The organism is Microbulbifer sp. ARAS458-1, from assembly GCF_045348205.1.
GTDB lineage: Bacteria > Pseudomonadota > Gammaproteobacteria > Pseudomonadales > Cellvibrionaceae > Microbulbifer.
This window is the reverse complement of sequence record NZ_CP155838.1, coordinates 471,695-488,546: the sequence shown is the minus strand read 5'-3', so window position 1 is coordinate 488,546 and position 16,852 is coordinate 471,695. Positions and strand designations below refer to the sequence as shown.

Here is a 16,852-nt window from a genome sequence, read left to right as displayed (position 1 = left end):
TTATGGCTGACCAACAAAACGCATCTGATCACAAAATGGTCTTTATCGGCGGCGCCGGCAATATGGCGGGTGCGGTGATCGGTGGCATGGTGGCCAGTGGCTACCCCGCCGACAAGATTGTCGCCACCGGCCGCAACGAGCAGAAGCTGAAAGACTTCTGCAAGCGCACCGGCGTCCACGGCAGCACCGACAATCTGGCGGCGATTGAGGGCGCCGATGTGGTGGTGCTGTCGGTCAAGCCACAGGTGATGAAGGAAATGTGCGAGGCGCTTGCGGAAAAAGTAAGTGTTCACAAACCCCTGGTGATCACCCTGGCGGCTGGAATCCCACTGGCGGCCTATCAGCGCTGGCTGGGTGCCGGTGTGCCGATCGTGCGCGCCATGCCGAACACCCCGGCGCTGGTGGGCACCGGTGTGACCGGCCTGTATGCCGGAGATGGTGTCACCGATGAGCACAAGTCCGTGGTCACCCAGATGGCCGATGCGGTGGGTATTGCCCTGTGGGTGGAGCAGGAATCCGGCATCGATCAGGTTATCGCGGTGTCCGGTTCCGGCCCCGCGTACTATTTTCAGTTTATGGAATCCATGATCGACGCGGCGGAGAAAGCCGGCATGGACCGCGCGGATGCCGAGCGCCTTACCTTGCAAACCGCACTGGGCGCGGCGAAACTTGCGGTGGCCGCGGATGTGGATGTGGCGCAGTTAAAGCGCAACGTCATGTCGCCGAATGGGACCACCGAGCGCGCGGTAAAACGTTTTCAGGAGGGTGGCCTGCCACAACTGGTGGAGCAGGCCATGAGCGATTGCGCGGCGCGTGCCGCGGAAATGGCGAAAGAACTCGACAAATAACAGGCTGCAAAGAAAGGACGTTTGATGGTCAACACCTTCAGCAATATCGGCGTATTTATTCTCGCCACTATCGGGATTCTGTTTCTGTTTGCGGTGCTGCTGCGCTTTATGCTGCAGCTGGCGCGGGCGGATTTCTACAATCCGATTTCCCAGGGCATCGTCAAGGTCACCAATCCATTACTGCGTCCACTGCGCAAAATCGTACCGGGGTTGTTTGGCATTGATATGGCCTCCCTGGTGCTGGCGCTGCTGGTTGCCTGGGTGATGATTATCGGTGCGGGTTTCCTCGCCGGTGCCGGTATGCTCAACCCGCTGAGCGCACTGTTGTGGGCATTCCTCGGTGTGCTGATGACGCTGATCGCCATCCTGTTTGTGGGCATGCTGATCTCCATCGTGGTCAGCTGGATTGCCCCGCAGAGCTCTCATCCCGCGCTGATGTTGCTGCGCCAGCTGCTGGAGCCGGTTTACGCGCCGGTGCGCAAGGTGATCCCGCCGCTGGGGGTGATCGATATCAGCCCGATTTTTGTCTTTATCCTGCTGACGGTTGTGGATAAGTTGCTGGTTGGGTTCGCGCAAAGCGCGAATATGCCGCAGCTGGTGTACAACCTGTTCTGGCACATCCCCTTCTAAGAATCACCGCAGAGCTACTGCGCAAGCCTGTGGCGAATCCGGCGGTGCTATTGGTGCTCATGTACTGCGTGTACATTCCGCTCAATGCGCTCCGACGAATCCACCACAGGCCTGCTCGCTACGCTCTGCAGCGATTCTTATTGCACTCCTCAGAACTGTCTTAACTGTCACCTTTTTCGCTTCCCGCTCACTCCCCTTCTTTATTTCTTCTTTCTCTGTCTATCCAGTTCGCGAAATTGCGGTGTCAGGCTTTAACTCCATGGCGGCTTGCTGGAAAATGGCTGTCAAATCCGTAAGTAGTACCAACAAGAACTTATAAACATGGAAGATGCGACCTTGCGCCAGCACATTGCCGATTACGACCGTTGGAAGAAGGGGCTTGATACCCAGTTCAACCGGTTCAGCCACTGGTTGGAAGAACACTTCCCCAACTCCGCCGGCGCCCGGCAGGTGGTTCAGCAGGCGCGCCAGTTGCTGGTGGAAGATCAGTTTACCGTGGCGCTCGTGGGCGAGTTCTCCCGTGGCAAGACCGAGCTGATCAACGCGCTGTTGTCACACACTTACGGCAAGCGCCTGCTGCCCTCGCGCCCCGGTCGCACCACCATGTGCCCTACGGAAATCTTCAGCGATGGCACCGAACAGGCCTCCGTGCGCCTGCTACCCATCGAAACTCTGGCGACCAATACCAGCCTCGAGAGTTTCCGCCGCATCCCGCAGAAGTGGGTCAATTTCGACTTTGACCCGGACGACGCTGATGCCACCCGCGACGCGTTGATGAAGGTCGCCGCCACCAAAGCGGTAACCCCGGAAGAGGCCGCCCGCTACGGTTTCGATCGCCGCCATCTCGATGGCAACGGCAACCTGGTACAGATTCCCGCCTGGCGCTACGCGCTGATTTCACTGCCGCACCCGCTGTTGGCCCAGGGCCTGCGGATTATCGACACCCCCGGGCTGAATGCCCTTGGCAACGAGCCGGAACTGACCCTGTCCACCCTGCCAGGTTCTCAGGCGGTGGCCTTCCTGCTCTCCGCGGACGCCGGTGTCAGCGGTACCGACCTGAATATGTGGGAAACCCACCTGGTGCCACTGAAAGAACACCGCGGTACCGCGGTCATGGCGCTGCTGAACAAAATTGATGTGCTGTGGGATGACCCGGACGAAGATGCGGACCAGATGCTGCGCAAAATGCGTGCGGAAGTGAGCAAGCTCCTCGCGCTGCCGCAGGAAAATGTAGTGGGGGTCTCTGCGAAAAAAGCCCTGCTGGCGCGCGCCGAACGGGATCCGGTGATGCTGCAGCAAAGCCGTTTCGGCGACTTTGAAAAACTGCTGGTGCAGCGCCTGATGGAGCATCGCGACAAGGTCGCCAACCATCGCTCCCTGCACCAGGCCCTGACCCTGATGGCGGATACCCGCGATCTGCTCAAGCGCCGCCTCAACAGTGGCCGCGCAACTCTCGAGCACCTTAAGCGCCACGGTGCCACCAGTCCGGATCAGGTCGAAGAGCTGAAACAGCTGCATTCCACCGCCAAGGAGCAGCACAAATACTGTCACCAGGAACTGCTGACCCTGAAATCCAGTCAGCGCATGCTCGCCCGCCAGCGCGCCTCTCTGCTGGCTCCGGTTTCCAGTCAGCAGCTACAGCAATTGATCGATGAAACCCGCAGAGCGCTCAACGAGCGCTGGTCTCCCCTCGGTCTCGCCCGCGCCATCGACGGCTTTATGGGTGGCGTGGAACACCAGCTGGGCAATCTCGAGCGTGAAGTGGATCAGGCCAACCGCCTCGTCGACGCCATCTACGACCGCTCCACTCTGAGCAATATCATCTCCGCCGAACAGCATTTCGACATCGCCGGCTTCCGTGCCGCCCTGCGCGGCCTGCACCGCCAGGCGGCGCAGCTGCGTCGCTCGCCACAATTGCTGCTGGCCCGCCGCAATCGCCTCACCGAGCGCTTTGTGGCAACTCTCGCCAATGAGGTGGGCCGCATGTATAGCCAGATGATCTCGTCTGTGGATGGTTGGCTCGAACAGGTTCTGGAACCATTGAAACAGCATGTTCAGTACCAGAAGCACCTGCTCAACCGCCACTTGATCAAGCTCACCGAGCTTAAACAGAAAACCCAGAGCAAACGCACCGACCTGCGTGCACTGGAAGAAGAGCTGGTACGCAACCACAGTGCACTCGGTGCGCTGGAAGACCTGCTCAAGCACACCCACGCAGCCCCCCAGCCAATTCCACCGGCACCGGTTGCGAACAACGTGACTCCACTGAAAGCCCCGGCGACCACCTAAGTGCGTCTGTAGTAATACGGATGGGCGGTGTACTACCGCCCCCAGCTTTCGTAAACTTGGCGCCCCGCCCAGTAACCACATGCGAAAGATTTTGACCACGGAAGCGCACACTCCCCAAGCAGGAAAACCGGCAGGATTGCCCGCAAACTCTGTCGGCATCGTCGAGCCGAAAAGCCACACCTTCCCCGGCCCGTTCAAACTGGCCTGTGGCCGTGTACTCGATGAATACACTCTGGTGTATGAAACCTATGGCACCCTCAACGCCGATAAAAGCAACGGCGTACTGATCTGCCACGCGCTCTCCGGCCACCATCACGCCGCCGGTTACCACAGCGAAAGCGACAAGCGCCCCGGCTGGTGGGATCACTATATCGGCCCCGGCAAGCCCATCGACACCAACAAATTCTTTGTGGTCGCGGTCAACAACCTCGGCGGCTGCCATGGTTCCACCGGCCCGTCTTCCGTCAATCCGCAAACCGGTAAACCTTGGGGTCCGGATTTCCCGCCACTGCGTGCGCGGGACTGGGTCCACAGTCAGGCACAGCTGGCGGATTTGCTCGGCATCCAGCAGTGGGCCGCAGTGGTCGGCGGCAGCCTCGGTGGGATGCAGGCCATGCGCTGGTCCCTGGAGTACCCGGACCGGTTGCGTCACTGTGTGGTAATCGCCTCGGCGATGAAGCTGTCCGCACAGAATATTGCGTTCAACGAAACCGCCCGTCAGGCCATCACCTCGGACCCGGATTTTCGCGATGGCCGCTATCTGGAAGAGGAAACTCTGCCACGCCACGGTCTCTCGGTGGCGCGGATGATCGGGCATATCACTTATCTGTCCGACGACGGGTTGGGGAAAAAATTTGGCCGCGAGCTGCGCTCCGGTACTTTTGAGCAGGGCGTGGAAGAACTGGTGGAATTTCAGGTGCAGAGTTATCTGCGCTATCAGGGCGATACCTTTTCCGGTAGCTTCGATCCGAACACCTACATTCTGATGACCCGCGCACTGGATTATTTTGACCTGGCGCGGGAATACAACGACGACCCGGTGGAAGCGTTTTCCCACGCACGCTGCAAATTCATGCTGGTTTCGTTCACCTCGGACTGGCGTTTCGCCCCCGAGCGCTCGCGGGAGATTGTCGATGCGCTGATGCACGCAAATATTCCCGTGACTTACGCAGAGGTGGAATCTCCCATGGGGCACGACGCCTTTCTGCTACCCAATGAGCGCTACGAAAAGTTTTTCTCGGCCTATATGAATAATGTCGCCCGCGAACACAGTGCAGAGATTACCAGTGGGGTGGCCAAATGATTCGTCAGGACCTGGATATCATCTACGACTGGGTACCGGAACAATCCCGCGTGCTCGACCTTGGTTGTGGCGATGGCACCCTGCTTGAGCGGTTGACCAGAGAAAAACAGGTCAGCGGTTACGGCCTAGAAATTGATCCGAAGCAGATTCAGAAGTGCGTCGAGCGCGGTGTGAATGTGGTGGAGCAAAACCTGGACAACGGCCTGAAAAATTTTGCCGACCACAGTTTCGATACCGTGGTGATGACCCAGGCACTGCAGACCCTGCGTTTCCCACACCTGGTAGTGGAGGAAATGCTGCGGGTAGGGCGGGAGTGTATCATCACCTTCCCGAACTTCGGCCAGTGGAAGGCGCGCTGGCACCTGGCGGTGTCCGGTCGTATGCCAGTGTCGGACTTATTACCCTACGAATGGTACGACACGCCCAATATTCACTTTTGTACTTTCAAAGATTTTGAAGTGCTCTGTCGGGAGCACCGCTGGAAAATACTGCACCGGCAGGTGGTCTCAGAATCCCCAGTATCCGGGGTTTTGAAGGATTTTTTGCCGAATCTCTTCGGTGAAACAGCGATTTACCATCTGACTCGCTAATATTGGTAGCAGAAGGTTGTTTCTGGCGCCGCCGAGAAACCAAAGAAACCGATCTACAGGAGAACGCCGTGAAACGTTATTTTGCAGCATTTATTTCCATAGCCCTGTTGCTTTGGGCTACAGCCGCCGCGGCCCAGGGTGCGAAAACCATCGAGAACCACAAGGTCTTTGGCGATTACCGGGTTTCCTACTCGGTATTCAACAGTGACTTTATTTCCCCGGAAATTGCCCAGCACTACAAACTGGTACGCGCCCGGGACCGCGCCTTTGTCAACATCTCCGTCAGCAAGATTGATGAGACCAAAGGGAGCAGTGTTGGCGTGTCCGGAAATGCAACCAATCTGATTCAACAGTCCCGCCCGCTGGAATTTAAGGAAATTCGCGATCAGGGCGCGGTGTATTATCTGGCGCCCTTCCGCTTCGAGCACGAAGAGAGCCTTACGTTTAATATCGACCTGGTTATGCCCGATGGCAGTACCCAGGAACTGACTTTCCGTCGTCAGCTGCACAAGAACTGATGCACACCCGCCGGATTGCGCCGGAACAGTAGAATTTTCATGGATAAAATTGTTCTCGCCAGCGGAAACGCCGGCAAGCTGAAAGAGTTTTCCCAGCTGTTTTCCGGCTGGCAGATTGCGGTGTTTCCGCAGTCGGATTTTTTGCAGGAAGAGGCGGCGGAAACCGGCCTCAGCTTTATCGAGAACGCCCTGATCAAGGCTCGTCACGCCAGTAGAGCCAGTGGCCTGCCGGCGCTGGCGGACGACTCGGGCCTGGCGGTGGATGCCCTCGGTGGTGCACCGGGTATTTATTCTGCCCGTTATGCCGGTGCGGGCGCCTCCGATGCGGACAACAACCAGAAACTACTGCAGGCGTTGGAGGGCGTACCCATGGAAAAGCGCGGTGCCAGCTTCCATTGCGCCCTGGCCTTCGTGCGCTCCGCCGAGGACCCGATACCCTTGGTCTGTACCGCGCGCTGGGCGGGCCATATTCTCAAGCGCCCGGCAGGTGATCAGGGGTTTGGGTACGACCCGCTGTTTTACGTCGAATCTGAACAGCTCACCTCCGCACAGCTGCCCAGGGAGGTGAAAAACCGGCTCAGCCACCGCGCCCTGGCGGTGCGGAAGTTCGAGCAACTGTGGCACGAAGAGATGGTGCTGCCACAGCAGCGCCGGCCCGACACCGGCAAGACACTGTTCTGACCTGTTTTGAAAACAACTCCACAGGCCACCGGGCTGGCAATGCAACTTCCTCCTCTGAGTCTCTATGTGCATATCCCCTGGTGTGTGCGCAAATGCCCCTATTGTGATTTCAACAGTCATGAATTCGCTGCGGGCGCTCACCAGATCACTGCGGGCGCGATCGAGCATGCCGAGGGGGCGACTGCCGGTGATCGGCAATTGCCGGAAGCCGAGTATGTGGACCAGCTGGAGCGGGATCTTCGCAGTCAATTGCCCTGGGTCCAGGGACGCAAGCTGGGTTCAATCTTTTTTGGTGGGGGCACTCCGAGCCTGTTCTCACCACTTGCCATAGGCCGGATTCTGGATCTCGCCGAGTCCCTGACGGGCTTTGAAGAGGGGATCGAAATCACTCTCGAGGCCAACCCCGGCACCTTCGAGCAGGCCAAGTTCGCCGGCTATCGCGCCGCCGGGGTCAACCGCCTGTCGATCGGCGTGCAGAGCTTCGACCCGCTGCAACTGCAGAACCTGGGCCGGATCCACACCGGCGATGAGGCGCAGATCGCCGCCAGCCAGGCACGGGCGGCGGGCTTCGACAATATCAATATCGATTTGATGCACGGACTGCCGGGGCAGAGCGAGCGGGATGCCCTGGGGGATCTTGAGCAGGCGGTAGACCTTGGGGTCGAGCATATTTCCTGGTACCAGCTCACCATCGAGCCCAATACCGCCTTTTATTCCGCACCACCGGTGACACCGGGCTCAGAGCAGATCGCCGCCATACAGCGGGCAGGGCGGGCCTATCTGGCGGGCGAGGGCTACCAGCGCTATGAGATATCCGCCTATGGCCGAGCCGGGCTCGCCTCCCGTCACAACCTGAATTACTGGTCTTATGCGGACTATATCGGCATCGGTGCCGGCGCCCACGGCAAGTTCACACTTCCCGAGAGTGGCCGCATCATCCGCACCCAGCGCACCCGGGCGCCCAAGCACTACCTGGCCCTTGGCTGCGAGACCGGAGAGCGGGGTATCGCGTTCCCCCAGCCAAAAATCAAGGAAGTCACCGCGAAGGAGCGCCCGCTGGAGTTTCTGATGAACGCCCTGCGCCTGGAAGAGGGCGTGCCGTCGGGGACATATCCCGGCTACACCGGATTGCCACTGGAGGGGCTGGGCAAGGAGTGGCGCCACCTGGAAGCCATGGAGCTGGTGCGGCCACTGGGGCCCACCATCGCCACCACGCCCTTCGGCTATGACTACGTAGACGAGATCCTGCAACGCTTTCTGTCAGATGACTGATGCGGGCGATCGATATGGGAGCCCCACCCCTTGAAAAGGTGGCTGCGGCCCTCATATAGGGCGCAATGCCAATCTGTTGTAATGACGAGCCCGTACAATGGGACGAATTGCCAGTGGCGACGAGACCATATGCCTTGCGGGGCCAGCGTGCGGTACTTATGATGACTTCCGGCGCGGCCGCTGTATGTCTGCCGGCACAGCCGCTGGGCCTAAAGAAACTGAATCACAGGAAAGCACTATGAGCGCGAACATCGTCAACGTAACCGATGCAGAATTTGAAGCTGAAGTACTCAAGGCGGAAGGCCCGGTACTGGTGGACTTCTGGGCACAATGGTGTGGCCCCTGCAAGATGATCGCACCGGTGCTGGAAGATCTGGCGGGTCACTACGGCGAGAAGCTGAAAATCGTCAAAGTGGACGTGGATGCCAACAAGGAAGCCGCCGCCAAGTACAACGTGCGTGGTATCCCCACCCTGCTGCTGTTCAAGGGCGGCAATGTGGAAGGCACCAAGGTCGGGGCGCTGTCCCGCGCACAGCTGACCGAATTCATCGACAGCCAGATCTGATCTCCGCGAGCGGGGCGCCCTGGGCGCCTCGCCTGCCGTTTTAAAGGCCGGAATGTATAAGAATTAGGCCTTGCAGGATGCCGAACTGCGGTTATACTGCCTAGTAATCAAATTAACTGTTCAGTCCAGACCTGAGCCAAGTCGCCAACCCCGCTGCTGACGCAGCCTCTCCGGCGCAAACTCCTCAAGTTGAACGATCCCCGCCTGGCACTTCTGCCGCATCCGGTGTGCCCTTGCGAGTGGTCATTCGTATTTAGCGAGTCGTTTATCTGTGAAGAGTTGCGTGCGGTCAGTCAAACCGTCGGCATGTCGAACCGGGCAATATCACCATCGAAACTTCAACCCCCTCCGCAGAAACGTCCGGCGCGTCCGCGCCAACCGACAGAAGAAACCGTAATAAAGCAATTGGTATGAACCTTTCTGAATTAAAAACCAAACCCATTGAAGAACTGATCGAAATTGCCAAGGGCGCGGGACTCGAGAATGTCGCCCGCTCGCGCAAACAGGACATCATATTCAATATCCTGAAGCGCCACGCCAAAAGCGGCGAAGACATCTATGGCGAAGGTGTATTGGAAATCCTTCAGGATGGCTTTGGTTTCCTGCGGTCTGCGGACTCCTCCTATCTGGCCGGCCCCGACGATATTTACGTATCTCCCAGCCAGATCCGACGCTTTAACCTGCGTACCGGTGACTCCATTTCCGGCAAGATCCGTCCCCCTAAAGAAGGTGAGCGCTACTTTGCCCTACTGAAAGTCAGCGAGATCAACTTCGACAAGCCGGAAAACGCCCGCAACAAGATTCTTTTCGAAAACCTCACCCCGCTGTTCCCCAATGATCGCCTCGGTCTTGAGTGTGGTAACGGCTCCTCCGAAGACCTCATCGGCCGCATCATTGACCTGGTTGCCCCTATCGGCAAAGGCCAGCGCGGGCTGATCGTCGCACCGCCCAAGGCCGGTAAGACCATCATGTTGCAAAACATGGCCCAGGCCATTACCCGCAACAACCCCGAGTGTCATCTGATCGTACTGCTGATCGACGAGCGCCCGGAAGAGGTTACCGAGATGCAGCGCTCCGTACGCGGCGAGGTGGTTGCTTCCACCTTTGACGAGCCGCCGGCGCGCCACGTACAGGTCGCGGAAATGGTGATCGAAAAGGCCAAGCGCCTGGTCGAACACAAGAAAGACGTGGTGATCCTGCTGGACTCCATTACCCGCCTGGCACGTGCGTACAACACCACCGTGCCGAGCTCCGGTAAAGTGCTTACCGGTGGTGTGGATGCCCACGCCCTGGAGCGACCCAAGCGCTTCTTTGGTGCAGCGCGTAACATTGAAGAAGGCGGCAGCCTGTCTATTATCGCTACTGCCCTGGTGGATACGGGCTCCAAAATGGACGAGGTGATCTTTGAAGAATTCAAGGGCACCGGCAACATGGAACTACAGCTGGACCGCAAGATCGCTGAAAAACGTGTATATCCCGCAATCAATGTGCGCCGTTCCGGCACCCGCCGCGAAGAGCTGCTGATGCCGGAAGGTGAACTGCAGCGCGTGTGGATCCTACGCAAGCTACTGCACGATATGGAAGATCTCGCCGCCACCGAATTCCTGATCGACAAGCTCAAGGACTTCAAAACCAATGACGAATTCTTCCTGTCCATGAAACGGAAATAATTCCAATACAGAATAAAGGCCTGCGCAATATGCAGGCCTTTTTTGCATGGAATGAACAATTTTTGCAATGCGATAAAACAGGCGTGAAATTACGCCGAATTCAGTTGAAAAGGCATTGCGATAGGCATATAAAGGCCAACAACGAAGTGTTGAACAGTATTTCAACACTGACCGAATTGATCCCGCGCGGCTGGGAAGTCGAGCGACTCTGGATCAATCTCAAATGGTGAACTCGGTGGAGCTGGTTGCCATTTGTGTATTGCTCGACAGCCCACTGACTCTAGTGAGACTTTTTTGTGAATATCTATATCGGAAATCTGGCCTACGGCGTAACCTCTGACGAACTGCACGAAGCATTTGGTGCGTTCGGTGAAATCTCCCGGGCTACTGTAATCACTGACCGGGAAACTGGCCGTTCTAAAGGTTTTGGTTTCGTAGAAATGCCGAACGACGACGAAGCGCGTAAGGCTATCGAAGAAATGAATGATCAGCCGCTGTCTGGCCGTAACATCCGTGTTAACGAAGCCAAGCCGCGCGAAGACCGTCCGCGTCGCCCCCGCTTCTAAGACCTCTTAGAAGTTCGGCAGCCCGCAGCACACCCGCTGCGGGTTGTTCTCCTCCCCCGTTTTCCCTCCGCCTTATACAAGCGCGGCGTTATTTTTTGCCCTGTCTGTTTTACACTGGCCGCTGCTTACAGTCATCGACCGGTAAAACATGAAATACAAAGACCTGCGCGACTTTATCCAACTACTGGAAAAGCGCGGCCTGCTCAAGCGTATCAAGCACCCCGTCAGCCCTGTGCTGGAAATGACAGAGATTGCCGACCGCGTTCTGCGTGCCGGTGGCCCCGCCCTCCTGTTTGAAAACCCCACTGGCTACGACACGCCGGTTCTCGCCAACCTGTTTGGCACACCCGAGCGCGTGGCCCTTGGTATGGGTAAAGAGTCCGTCAGTGAGTTGCGGCAAGTCGGTGAGCTGCTCGCTTTCCTGAAAGAGCCGCAACCCCCGGAAGGCTTCAAAGACGCCTGGCAAAAGCTACCCATTTTCAAGCAGGTCATGAACATGGGGCCGAAAGTGGTAAACAAGGCGGATTCTCAGCAATTTGAAATCGACACAGGGGATATCGATCTCAACCGACTGCCGATACAAACCTGCTGGCCCGGCGATGCCGCCCCGCTAGTTACCTGGCCGCTTGTGATCACCCGTGGTCCGGAAAAAAAACGCCAGAACCTGGGCATCTACCGTATGCAATTGATCGGTAAAAACCGCCTGATCATGCGATGGCTGTCTCACCGCGGCGGCGCCCTGGACTTCCGCGAGTGGCAGCAACAGCACCCGGGGGAGCCCTTCCCGGTCGCCGTCGCTCTGGGTGCCGACCCTGCCACTATCCTGGGTGCGGTTACCCCGGTGCCGGATACCCTCTCCGAATACGCCTTTGCCGGACTCTTGCGCGGCAGTAAAACCGAAGTTGCCGACGCCAGGCTCAGTAACCTGCAGGTGCCGGCCAGTGCCGAATACGTGCTCGAAGGTTACATCTACCCCAACGATATGGCCGACGAAGGTCCCTATGGCGACCACACCGGCTACTACAACGAGGTTGATCGCTTCCCGGTATTCACGGTGGAGAAGATCACCCACCGCAAAGATCCCATCTACCACAGTACCTACACCGGCCGTCCGCCAGATGAGCCCGCGGTACTGGGGGAGGCATTAAATGAAGTGTTTGTACCAATACTGCGTAAACAGTTCCCGGAAATTGTGGATTTCTATTTACCACCGGAAGGCTGCTCTTACCGGCTTGCAGTCGTCACAATGAAAAAGCAGTACGCCGGTCATGCTAAACGGGTGATGATGGGGGTCTGGTCATTCCTGCGGCAGTTTATGTACACCAAATTTGTTATCGTCACCGATGACGACGTCAACGCACGGGATTGGAAAGACGTGATCTGGGCCATGACCACCAGAATGGACCCGGCCCGGGATACAGTGATGGTGGAGAACACACCCATTGATTACCTGGATTTCGCCTCGCCGGTCTCCGGCCTCGGTTCAAAAATCGGGTTCGACGCAACCAACAAATGGGAAGGAGAGACCACGCGGGAATGGGGGCGGCCCATCGAAAAAGATCCGGATATCACCCGAAAAATTGATGAAATCTGGGGTGAACTCGGCCTTTGAGAAAGAGATCATGACAACGCCAGGGAGGGCGTATGGAAATTATAAAAACAATCAAACCGGGAGATGATGGCAGCAAACGCTATCACGATAAATATGGCGAGCAACTGTGCGCGGTACGGTACCGGCGATCGCCATGTAAGAAAACCGTATACACCACGGTAGAAATCATCGTCGCACAGCGCGAGGCTTACCAAAAAAATCAATCCAAACGCATCGACACAACCCACCCCCCACATACCAGCGAATGGGTGGCGGTAAAAGTTGCCTACGATGAGGCTGAGCTACGCGCAGCAGTCCGGAGAATGGGCGGCCGCTGGAGCAACCGCGCCAAAGCGTGGGTGGTAAAACGTAGCATGGCGACGCGTCGAAATATAAGCCACCGAATCGTCGAAGGCCTGATTGACGAATGCCTAGATATAGACATATAAACCGGTAAAGGAAATGTCTAAATATAGCCATACTGGGTATATCTAGACATGTCATGCCTATATGTAGACATTATGTCTATATCTGGGGCTATTGAATAAAACTGTTATGAATCTCGGTATCGAGTAAAGCAATGAATATAGATATAGACAGTTTGTCGGAAGATGAGTTGATCGCTCTCAATCAAAGAATCGTTGAGCGCCTGAAATTTCTTGAATCTATGCACACTCATAAAGAGATGATGCAGTTCAATCCAGGAGAGAAGGTTAGCTTTGAGCCTCCAGGTCGCGGCCGCCAAATCGGTACGTTAGTAAAGTACAATAAAAAGACGGTCACAGTCATTACGGAAGGCGGCCAAAAATGGAACGTGTCTCCTCATTTACTGAGTAAAGTTAAAGAGATAAAGGGTGGAGCATCGGGCTCAGGTAAAGTAATTGACCTCCCGAGCAAGAAATAATTCATAACAATCAGCGGCAGAGCGACAGCCAACGCTACGCACCTTTTGTGTTACTCGCTATCGCTCAAACATTAACACAAAATGCGCTCCGCGCTGTCTGCGCCTGCGCTGGGCGTTAAGCGTCAATACATGTCGAAAATTAAGATTCTAGTAAATTTGGGTTTGATCTGTATTGCTGTAGCGGCATTTTTATGGATCGATAATCTATTTTTCCGAGATAATTTCTCTGTAAGAGTGACAGATAACTCGGGTTGTAAACTTGAAAGATATGAAATATCTCTTCCGGAAAAAACTGTAGTTGTCAATGAAGAGCAGGCTATAAAAGGTACGATTGGAGCTCTCGGAAAAATTGATACCTTGATTCATGTATACGGTAGGGAAGATAGAGATGGAAAAATTTCTTACGTACTGAGGGCTAGGTACTCAGATTGTGATGATATCGTGGGTGAAAGAAGGGCTGTGAAAAAAGGGTATCTTTTGTATGAATATATAAAAGATGGAAAAGTACATTTTCAAGTGAGGTCCACGTAAGTGGACACGCTTAACAAACAGTGGCAGAGCGACAGCCAACGCTACGCACCTTTTGCGTTACTCGCTGGCGCTCAAACATTAACACAAAAAGTGCTCCGCGTTGGCTGCGCCTGCGCTGGGCGTTTAACGTGTAGAGGTAAGAACATAGTTCATTGGTCTACTGTGAAAAGCCGAGATTTAAAATTTTGAAATGGCGGATTGTGGTTGAATCCATACTCGCATAGTAGAAATGTTGATTCGTCAGGCTTGGTGCGAGCTTCCCAAGTTGTGGAGAGCATCTGAGCCTGCTGAAAATTGCGGGCTGCAAGTTTTTGGCTAAATTCGGATAGCGTTTTAAATCCCAAGATTTTCTTAAAATGCTTAGAGATCTGTGGTTACTTTTACCCTTGCTAAAGGGGTGCGGGCGGCAAGTCTCAAGTGAAAAATTGAATCCGTAGTGCTTCAATGGGCATCGCACGTTAACAAGGCACTGCAGCCGACAGCTTACTTTGTGCACCTTTTGCGCGGTCGCGGTCGCGGTCGCTGTCGCTCCCATTTTCGCGCAAAATGCGCCCAAAGTAAGCTGCGGCTGAGCGCGGCGTTAAAAGGCATTAGCAATGTGCATGCATCTGAAAAAGACACTTGATTATTTAGAGAATGCTCATGGGCTTAAAGTGGCCAGAACTGTTAATGGAAAGGGTTGGGGTGTGGGTTACCTCATGAATGGGGAAATTCCATTTCAGGAAATAATAAGGGAAAAGCAATTAGAAGGTGGTGTTACGGTATCCACGGAGCATGGTCTGATATCTTGTGCTGCATGCTGGGAGAATATTGCAGAATATGCGCGCTACAATGGCAATTGGGCGTAACCATGCCTTTTAACAAGTTGCTCAAGTACACTCCGGCCGCAAAAAGCGCGGCCTCCGCGGGACAACCTACACTGCGTTTCGGTTGCCCCTTAGCAAGGCGTTAACGTAGGTAATCACGAAAATAAAAGTGGTTATCCTATAAAAAAAATGAAGGATTCCGGTAGCAGGTCTTGTCGGGCTCGGGAAGTCAGCACCAAGTAGATAGAATCCCGGTAGCTGATTCTGTGCAGGCTGAGAGTCTGCTGAAGGTAAAGATCGTGCCGCATCAAGCACAGATTCTCGAATCAATGCCACTTTTGTTGCTGGTGTTAAGAAAAGAATGAGATTTTCAAAATGCGTACAAGAACTCACTCTTTTTGAAGGCAGCCAATTAGGCCAATTTTGGTTCTTGGTTTTGCGCGCTTCGGCGGTGGAAACCGAGGTTCACGTTAACAAGGCGCTGCAGGCCGACGGCTAACCTTGTGCACTTTATGCGCTGGTCGCTGTCGCTCCCATTATCGCGCATAAAGCGCACAAGGTTAGCCGCGGCTGAGCGCGGCGTTATGCGTCCAGTAAATTCCACACTCGATGTATGGAGGTGTTAAATGGAAATTAGTAATTCAGTAGTAGAATCTCAAATGCTTATCCGGCGCCCTATAGCTGAATGTTTTGAAGCATTTGTAAACCCGGAAATCACAACAAAGTTCTGGTTCACGAAAAGCAGTGGCTGTCTCGAGCTTGGCAAGAAAATACGCTGGGATTGGGAAATTTTTGGCGTTGGTGATTCTCTCACGGTCAAAGAGCTAGAAGAAAACCATCGCATATTGGTTGAGTGGGATTCAGATCCGACCACCGTTGAATGGCTCTTCGAGCCTATCGGGAATGACGCCACATTAGTCAAAATATCTAACTGGGGCTTTCCAGGAAGTTGCGACAAGGTATTACCTCAAGCGATTGATGCTAAGGGTGGTTATACAATGGTTCTTGCTGGCCTGAAAGCGTGGCTCGAGCATGGTGTCGAACTTAACTTGGTTCGAGACCAATTTCCAAAGGGATGCCCAGCATGAATTATACGCATAACAAGCAGCGGCAGAGCGACAGTCAACGCTACGCACCTTTTGTGTTACTCGCTGGCGCTCAAACATTAACACAAAATGCGCTCCGCGCTGGCTGCGCCTGCGCTGGGCGTTATGCATCAGAGGGAATCGATGAAGTATTCAGTAAATTGGAAAGCGTTATGGAAAAAACTTTCGAGGTTCATGACGCTAGCAATTTCGGTGGCTGTCACACTCGCTCTAATTGTTCGCTTTTTCAAGACGGGTATGGATGTAGAGGAAACATTTCGGCATGTGAGCCTTCTGCAACTTCCTCTTATGTACTTAGGGATTTCAGTTTTATCATTATTTTTCGCGTTTATTATAGCGGTATCCTTCAAATTGGCTTCCGTTACAATTACTGACGAATGTATTTCAGGTAGAAATTACTGGTTTTTTAGAAATACAATTCCGCTAAAATGTATTAAAGAGCTGTCGTATTTTAGTAGTAATGGTATCGAGGCTGTGGTTGCCAGCGGCGGGAAACATGGAAAAGTGTATATATCTACAAGTACAGTAAACCTAGATTCGCTCGTTGAAAAACTTGAGTATCACATAGCACAGAACAATGCATAACAAACAGCGGCAGAGCGACAGCCAACGCTACGCACCTTTTGTGTTACTCGCTGGCGCTCAAACATTAACACAAAATGCGCTCCGCGCTGGCTGCGCCTGCGCTGGGCGTTATGTGAGTAGAAGTCCAATAAACTCTAAGGTATAAGATGAAGTTAAATAAATCGTTACTTGTATTGCTTTCTGTCATTTCTTCTAGCGCAATTTCTTCTGAAATTTACGACTGCAAAATTTCGGAATCATATACCTTGGGAAAAAACGCAGAACTTAACAAGTATTCCTACGATAAATTCAAAGGGAAAAGTATCACTTTCAATAAGGTTGAATATAGTATCGACGTCAACGGCGAAGGAGAGCTTATGCCTATACAAAGCTCTAGTCTCAGCGCAAACTATATGAA

General features: G+C 54.6%; 19 protein-coding genes. All 19 read left to right on the top strand.

Annotated elements, in window-relative coordinates:
* The first annotated feature begins 2 nt into the window (after positions 1–2).
* A complete protein-coding gene (gene proC, locus AAFH99_RS01875) occupies positions 3–848 on the top strand; it encodes a pyrroline-5-carboxylate reductase (protein WP_231491902.1) in 846 nt (281 codons plus the stop codon).
* Positions 849–872: 24 nt separating this feature from the next.
* Positions 873–1,478: a YggT family protein gene (locus AAFH99_RS01870; protein ID WP_043319755.1), complete on the top strand. Its 606-nt coding sequence runs from the start codon at positions 873–875 to the stop codon at positions 1,476–1,478.
* A gap of 321 nt (positions 1,479–1,799) precedes the next feature.
* Positions 1,800–3,767: a dynamin family protein gene (locus tag AAFH99_RS01865; RefSeq protein WP_043319754.1), complete on the top strand. Its 1,968-nt coding sequence runs from the start codon at positions 1,800–1,802 to the stop codon at positions 3,765–3,767.
* Between the two features lie 79 nt (positions 3,768–3,846).
* Positions 3,847–5,070 (top strand): homoserine O-acetyltransferase, encoded by a 1,224-nt coding sequence (locus AAFH99_RS01860; RefSeq protein ID WP_051687239.1) that lies wholly within the window; start codon positions 3,847–3,849, stop codon positions 5,068–5,070.
* Positions 5,070–5,660, top strand: a complete 591-nt coding sequence (metW, locus tag AAFH99_RS01855; RefSeq protein WP_043320507.1) for a methionine biosynthesis protein MetW — start codon at positions 5,070–5,072, stop codon at positions 5,658–5,660. Before AAFH99_RS01860 ends, metW begins: the two co-directional genes overlap by 1 nt.
* A 68-nt stretch (positions 5,661–5,728) precedes the next feature.
* The gene (locus AAFH99_RS01850) at positions 5,729–6,178 is read left to right on the top strand and encodes a DUF4426 domain-containing protein (RefSeq protein ID WP_043320506.1); all 450 of its coding nucleotides are present in this window, start codon (positions 5,729–5,731) and stop codon (positions 6,176–6,178) included.
* 39 nt (positions 6,179–6,217) lie between these two features.
* The gene (gene rdgB, locus AAFH99_RS01845; protein WP_043319753.1) at positions 6,218–6,859 is read left to right on the top strand and encodes an RdgB/HAM1 family non-canonical purine NTP pyrophosphatase; all 642 of its coding nucleotides are present in this window, start codon (positions 6,218–6,220) and stop codon (positions 6,857–6,859) included.
* A 39-nt stretch (positions 6,860–6,898) separates the two neighbouring features.
* Positions 6,899–8,131, top strand: a complete 1,233-nt coding sequence (gene hemW / locus AAFH99_RS01840) for a radical SAM family heme chaperone HemW (protein WP_406828499.1) — start codon at positions 6,899–6,901, stop codon at positions 8,129–8,131.
* Between the two features lie 238 nt (positions 8,132–8,369).
* Positions 8,370–8,696, top strand: coding sequence for a thioredoxin TrxA (gene trxA / locus AAFH99_RS01835; protein ID WP_043320505.1), 327 nt, complete (start codon positions 8,370–8,372; stop codon positions 8,694–8,696).
* Between the two features lie 410 nt (positions 8,697–9,106).
* Positions 9,107–10,366: a transcription termination factor Rho gene (gene rho, locus AAFH99_RS01830; RefSeq protein WP_231758810.1), complete on the top strand. Its 1,260-nt coding sequence runs from the start codon at positions 9,107–9,109 to the stop codon at positions 10,364–10,366.
* A 296-nt stretch (positions 10,367–10,662) separates the two neighbouring features.
* Positions 10,663–10,932, top strand: a complete 270-nt coding sequence (locus AAFH99_RS01825) for an RNA-binding protein (protein ID WP_010133764.1) — start codon at positions 10,663–10,665, stop codon at positions 10,930–10,932.
* A gap of 148 nt (positions 10,933–11,080) precedes the next feature.
* Complete coding sequence (gene ubiD / locus AAFH99_RS01820; RefSeq protein WP_406828498.1) at positions 11,081–12,544, top strand: 4-hydroxy-3-polyprenylbenzoate decarboxylase; 1,464 nt, start codon at positions 11,081–11,083, stop codon at positions 12,542–12,544.
* 32 nt (positions 12,545–12,576) lie between these two features.
* Entirely contained in the window at positions 12,577–12,972 is a 396-nt protein-coding gene (locus tag AAFH99_RS01815; protein WP_406828497.1) for a hypothetical protein, read from the top strand.
* A gap of 131 nt (positions 12,973–13,103) precedes the next feature.
* On the top strand, positions 13,104–13,427 hold the full coding sequence (locus AAFH99_RS01810) for a hypothetical protein (protein ID WP_043317158.1): 324 nt from the start codon (positions 13,104–13,106) through the stop codon (positions 13,425–13,427).
* Positions 13,428–13,556: 129 nt separating this feature from the next.
* Positions 13,557–13,958 (top strand): hypothetical protein, encoded by a 402-nt coding sequence (locus AAFH99_RS01805; protein ID WP_043319741.1) that lies wholly within the window; start codon positions 13,557–13,559, stop codon positions 13,956–13,958.
* Positions 13,959–14,560: 602 nt separating this feature from the next.
* Entirely contained in the window at positions 14,561–14,806 is a 246-nt protein-coding gene (locus AAFH99_RS01800) for a hypothetical protein (protein ID WP_406828496.1), read from the top strand.
* Between the two features lie 584 nt (positions 14,807–15,390).
* Positions 15,391–15,852 carry an SRPBCC family protein gene (locus AAFH99_RS01795; RefSeq protein WP_406828495.1) on the top strand — a complete coding sequence of 154 codons (462 nt, stop codon included), beginning with the start codon at positions 15,391–15,393 and terminating at the stop codon, positions 15,850–15,852.
* Between the two features lie 87 nt (positions 15,853–15,939).
* The gene (locus tag AAFH99_RS01790) at positions 15,940–16,455 is read left to right on the top strand and encodes a hypothetical protein (RefSeq protein WP_406828494.1); all 516 of its coding nucleotides are present in this window, start codon (positions 15,940–15,942) and stop codon (positions 16,453–16,455) included.
* A 146-nt stretch (positions 16,456–16,601) separates the two neighbouring features.
* The coding region (locus tag AAFH99_RS01785; protein WP_406828493.1) for a hypothetical protein at positions 16,602–16,852 on the top strand (251 nt) is incomplete at its 3' end.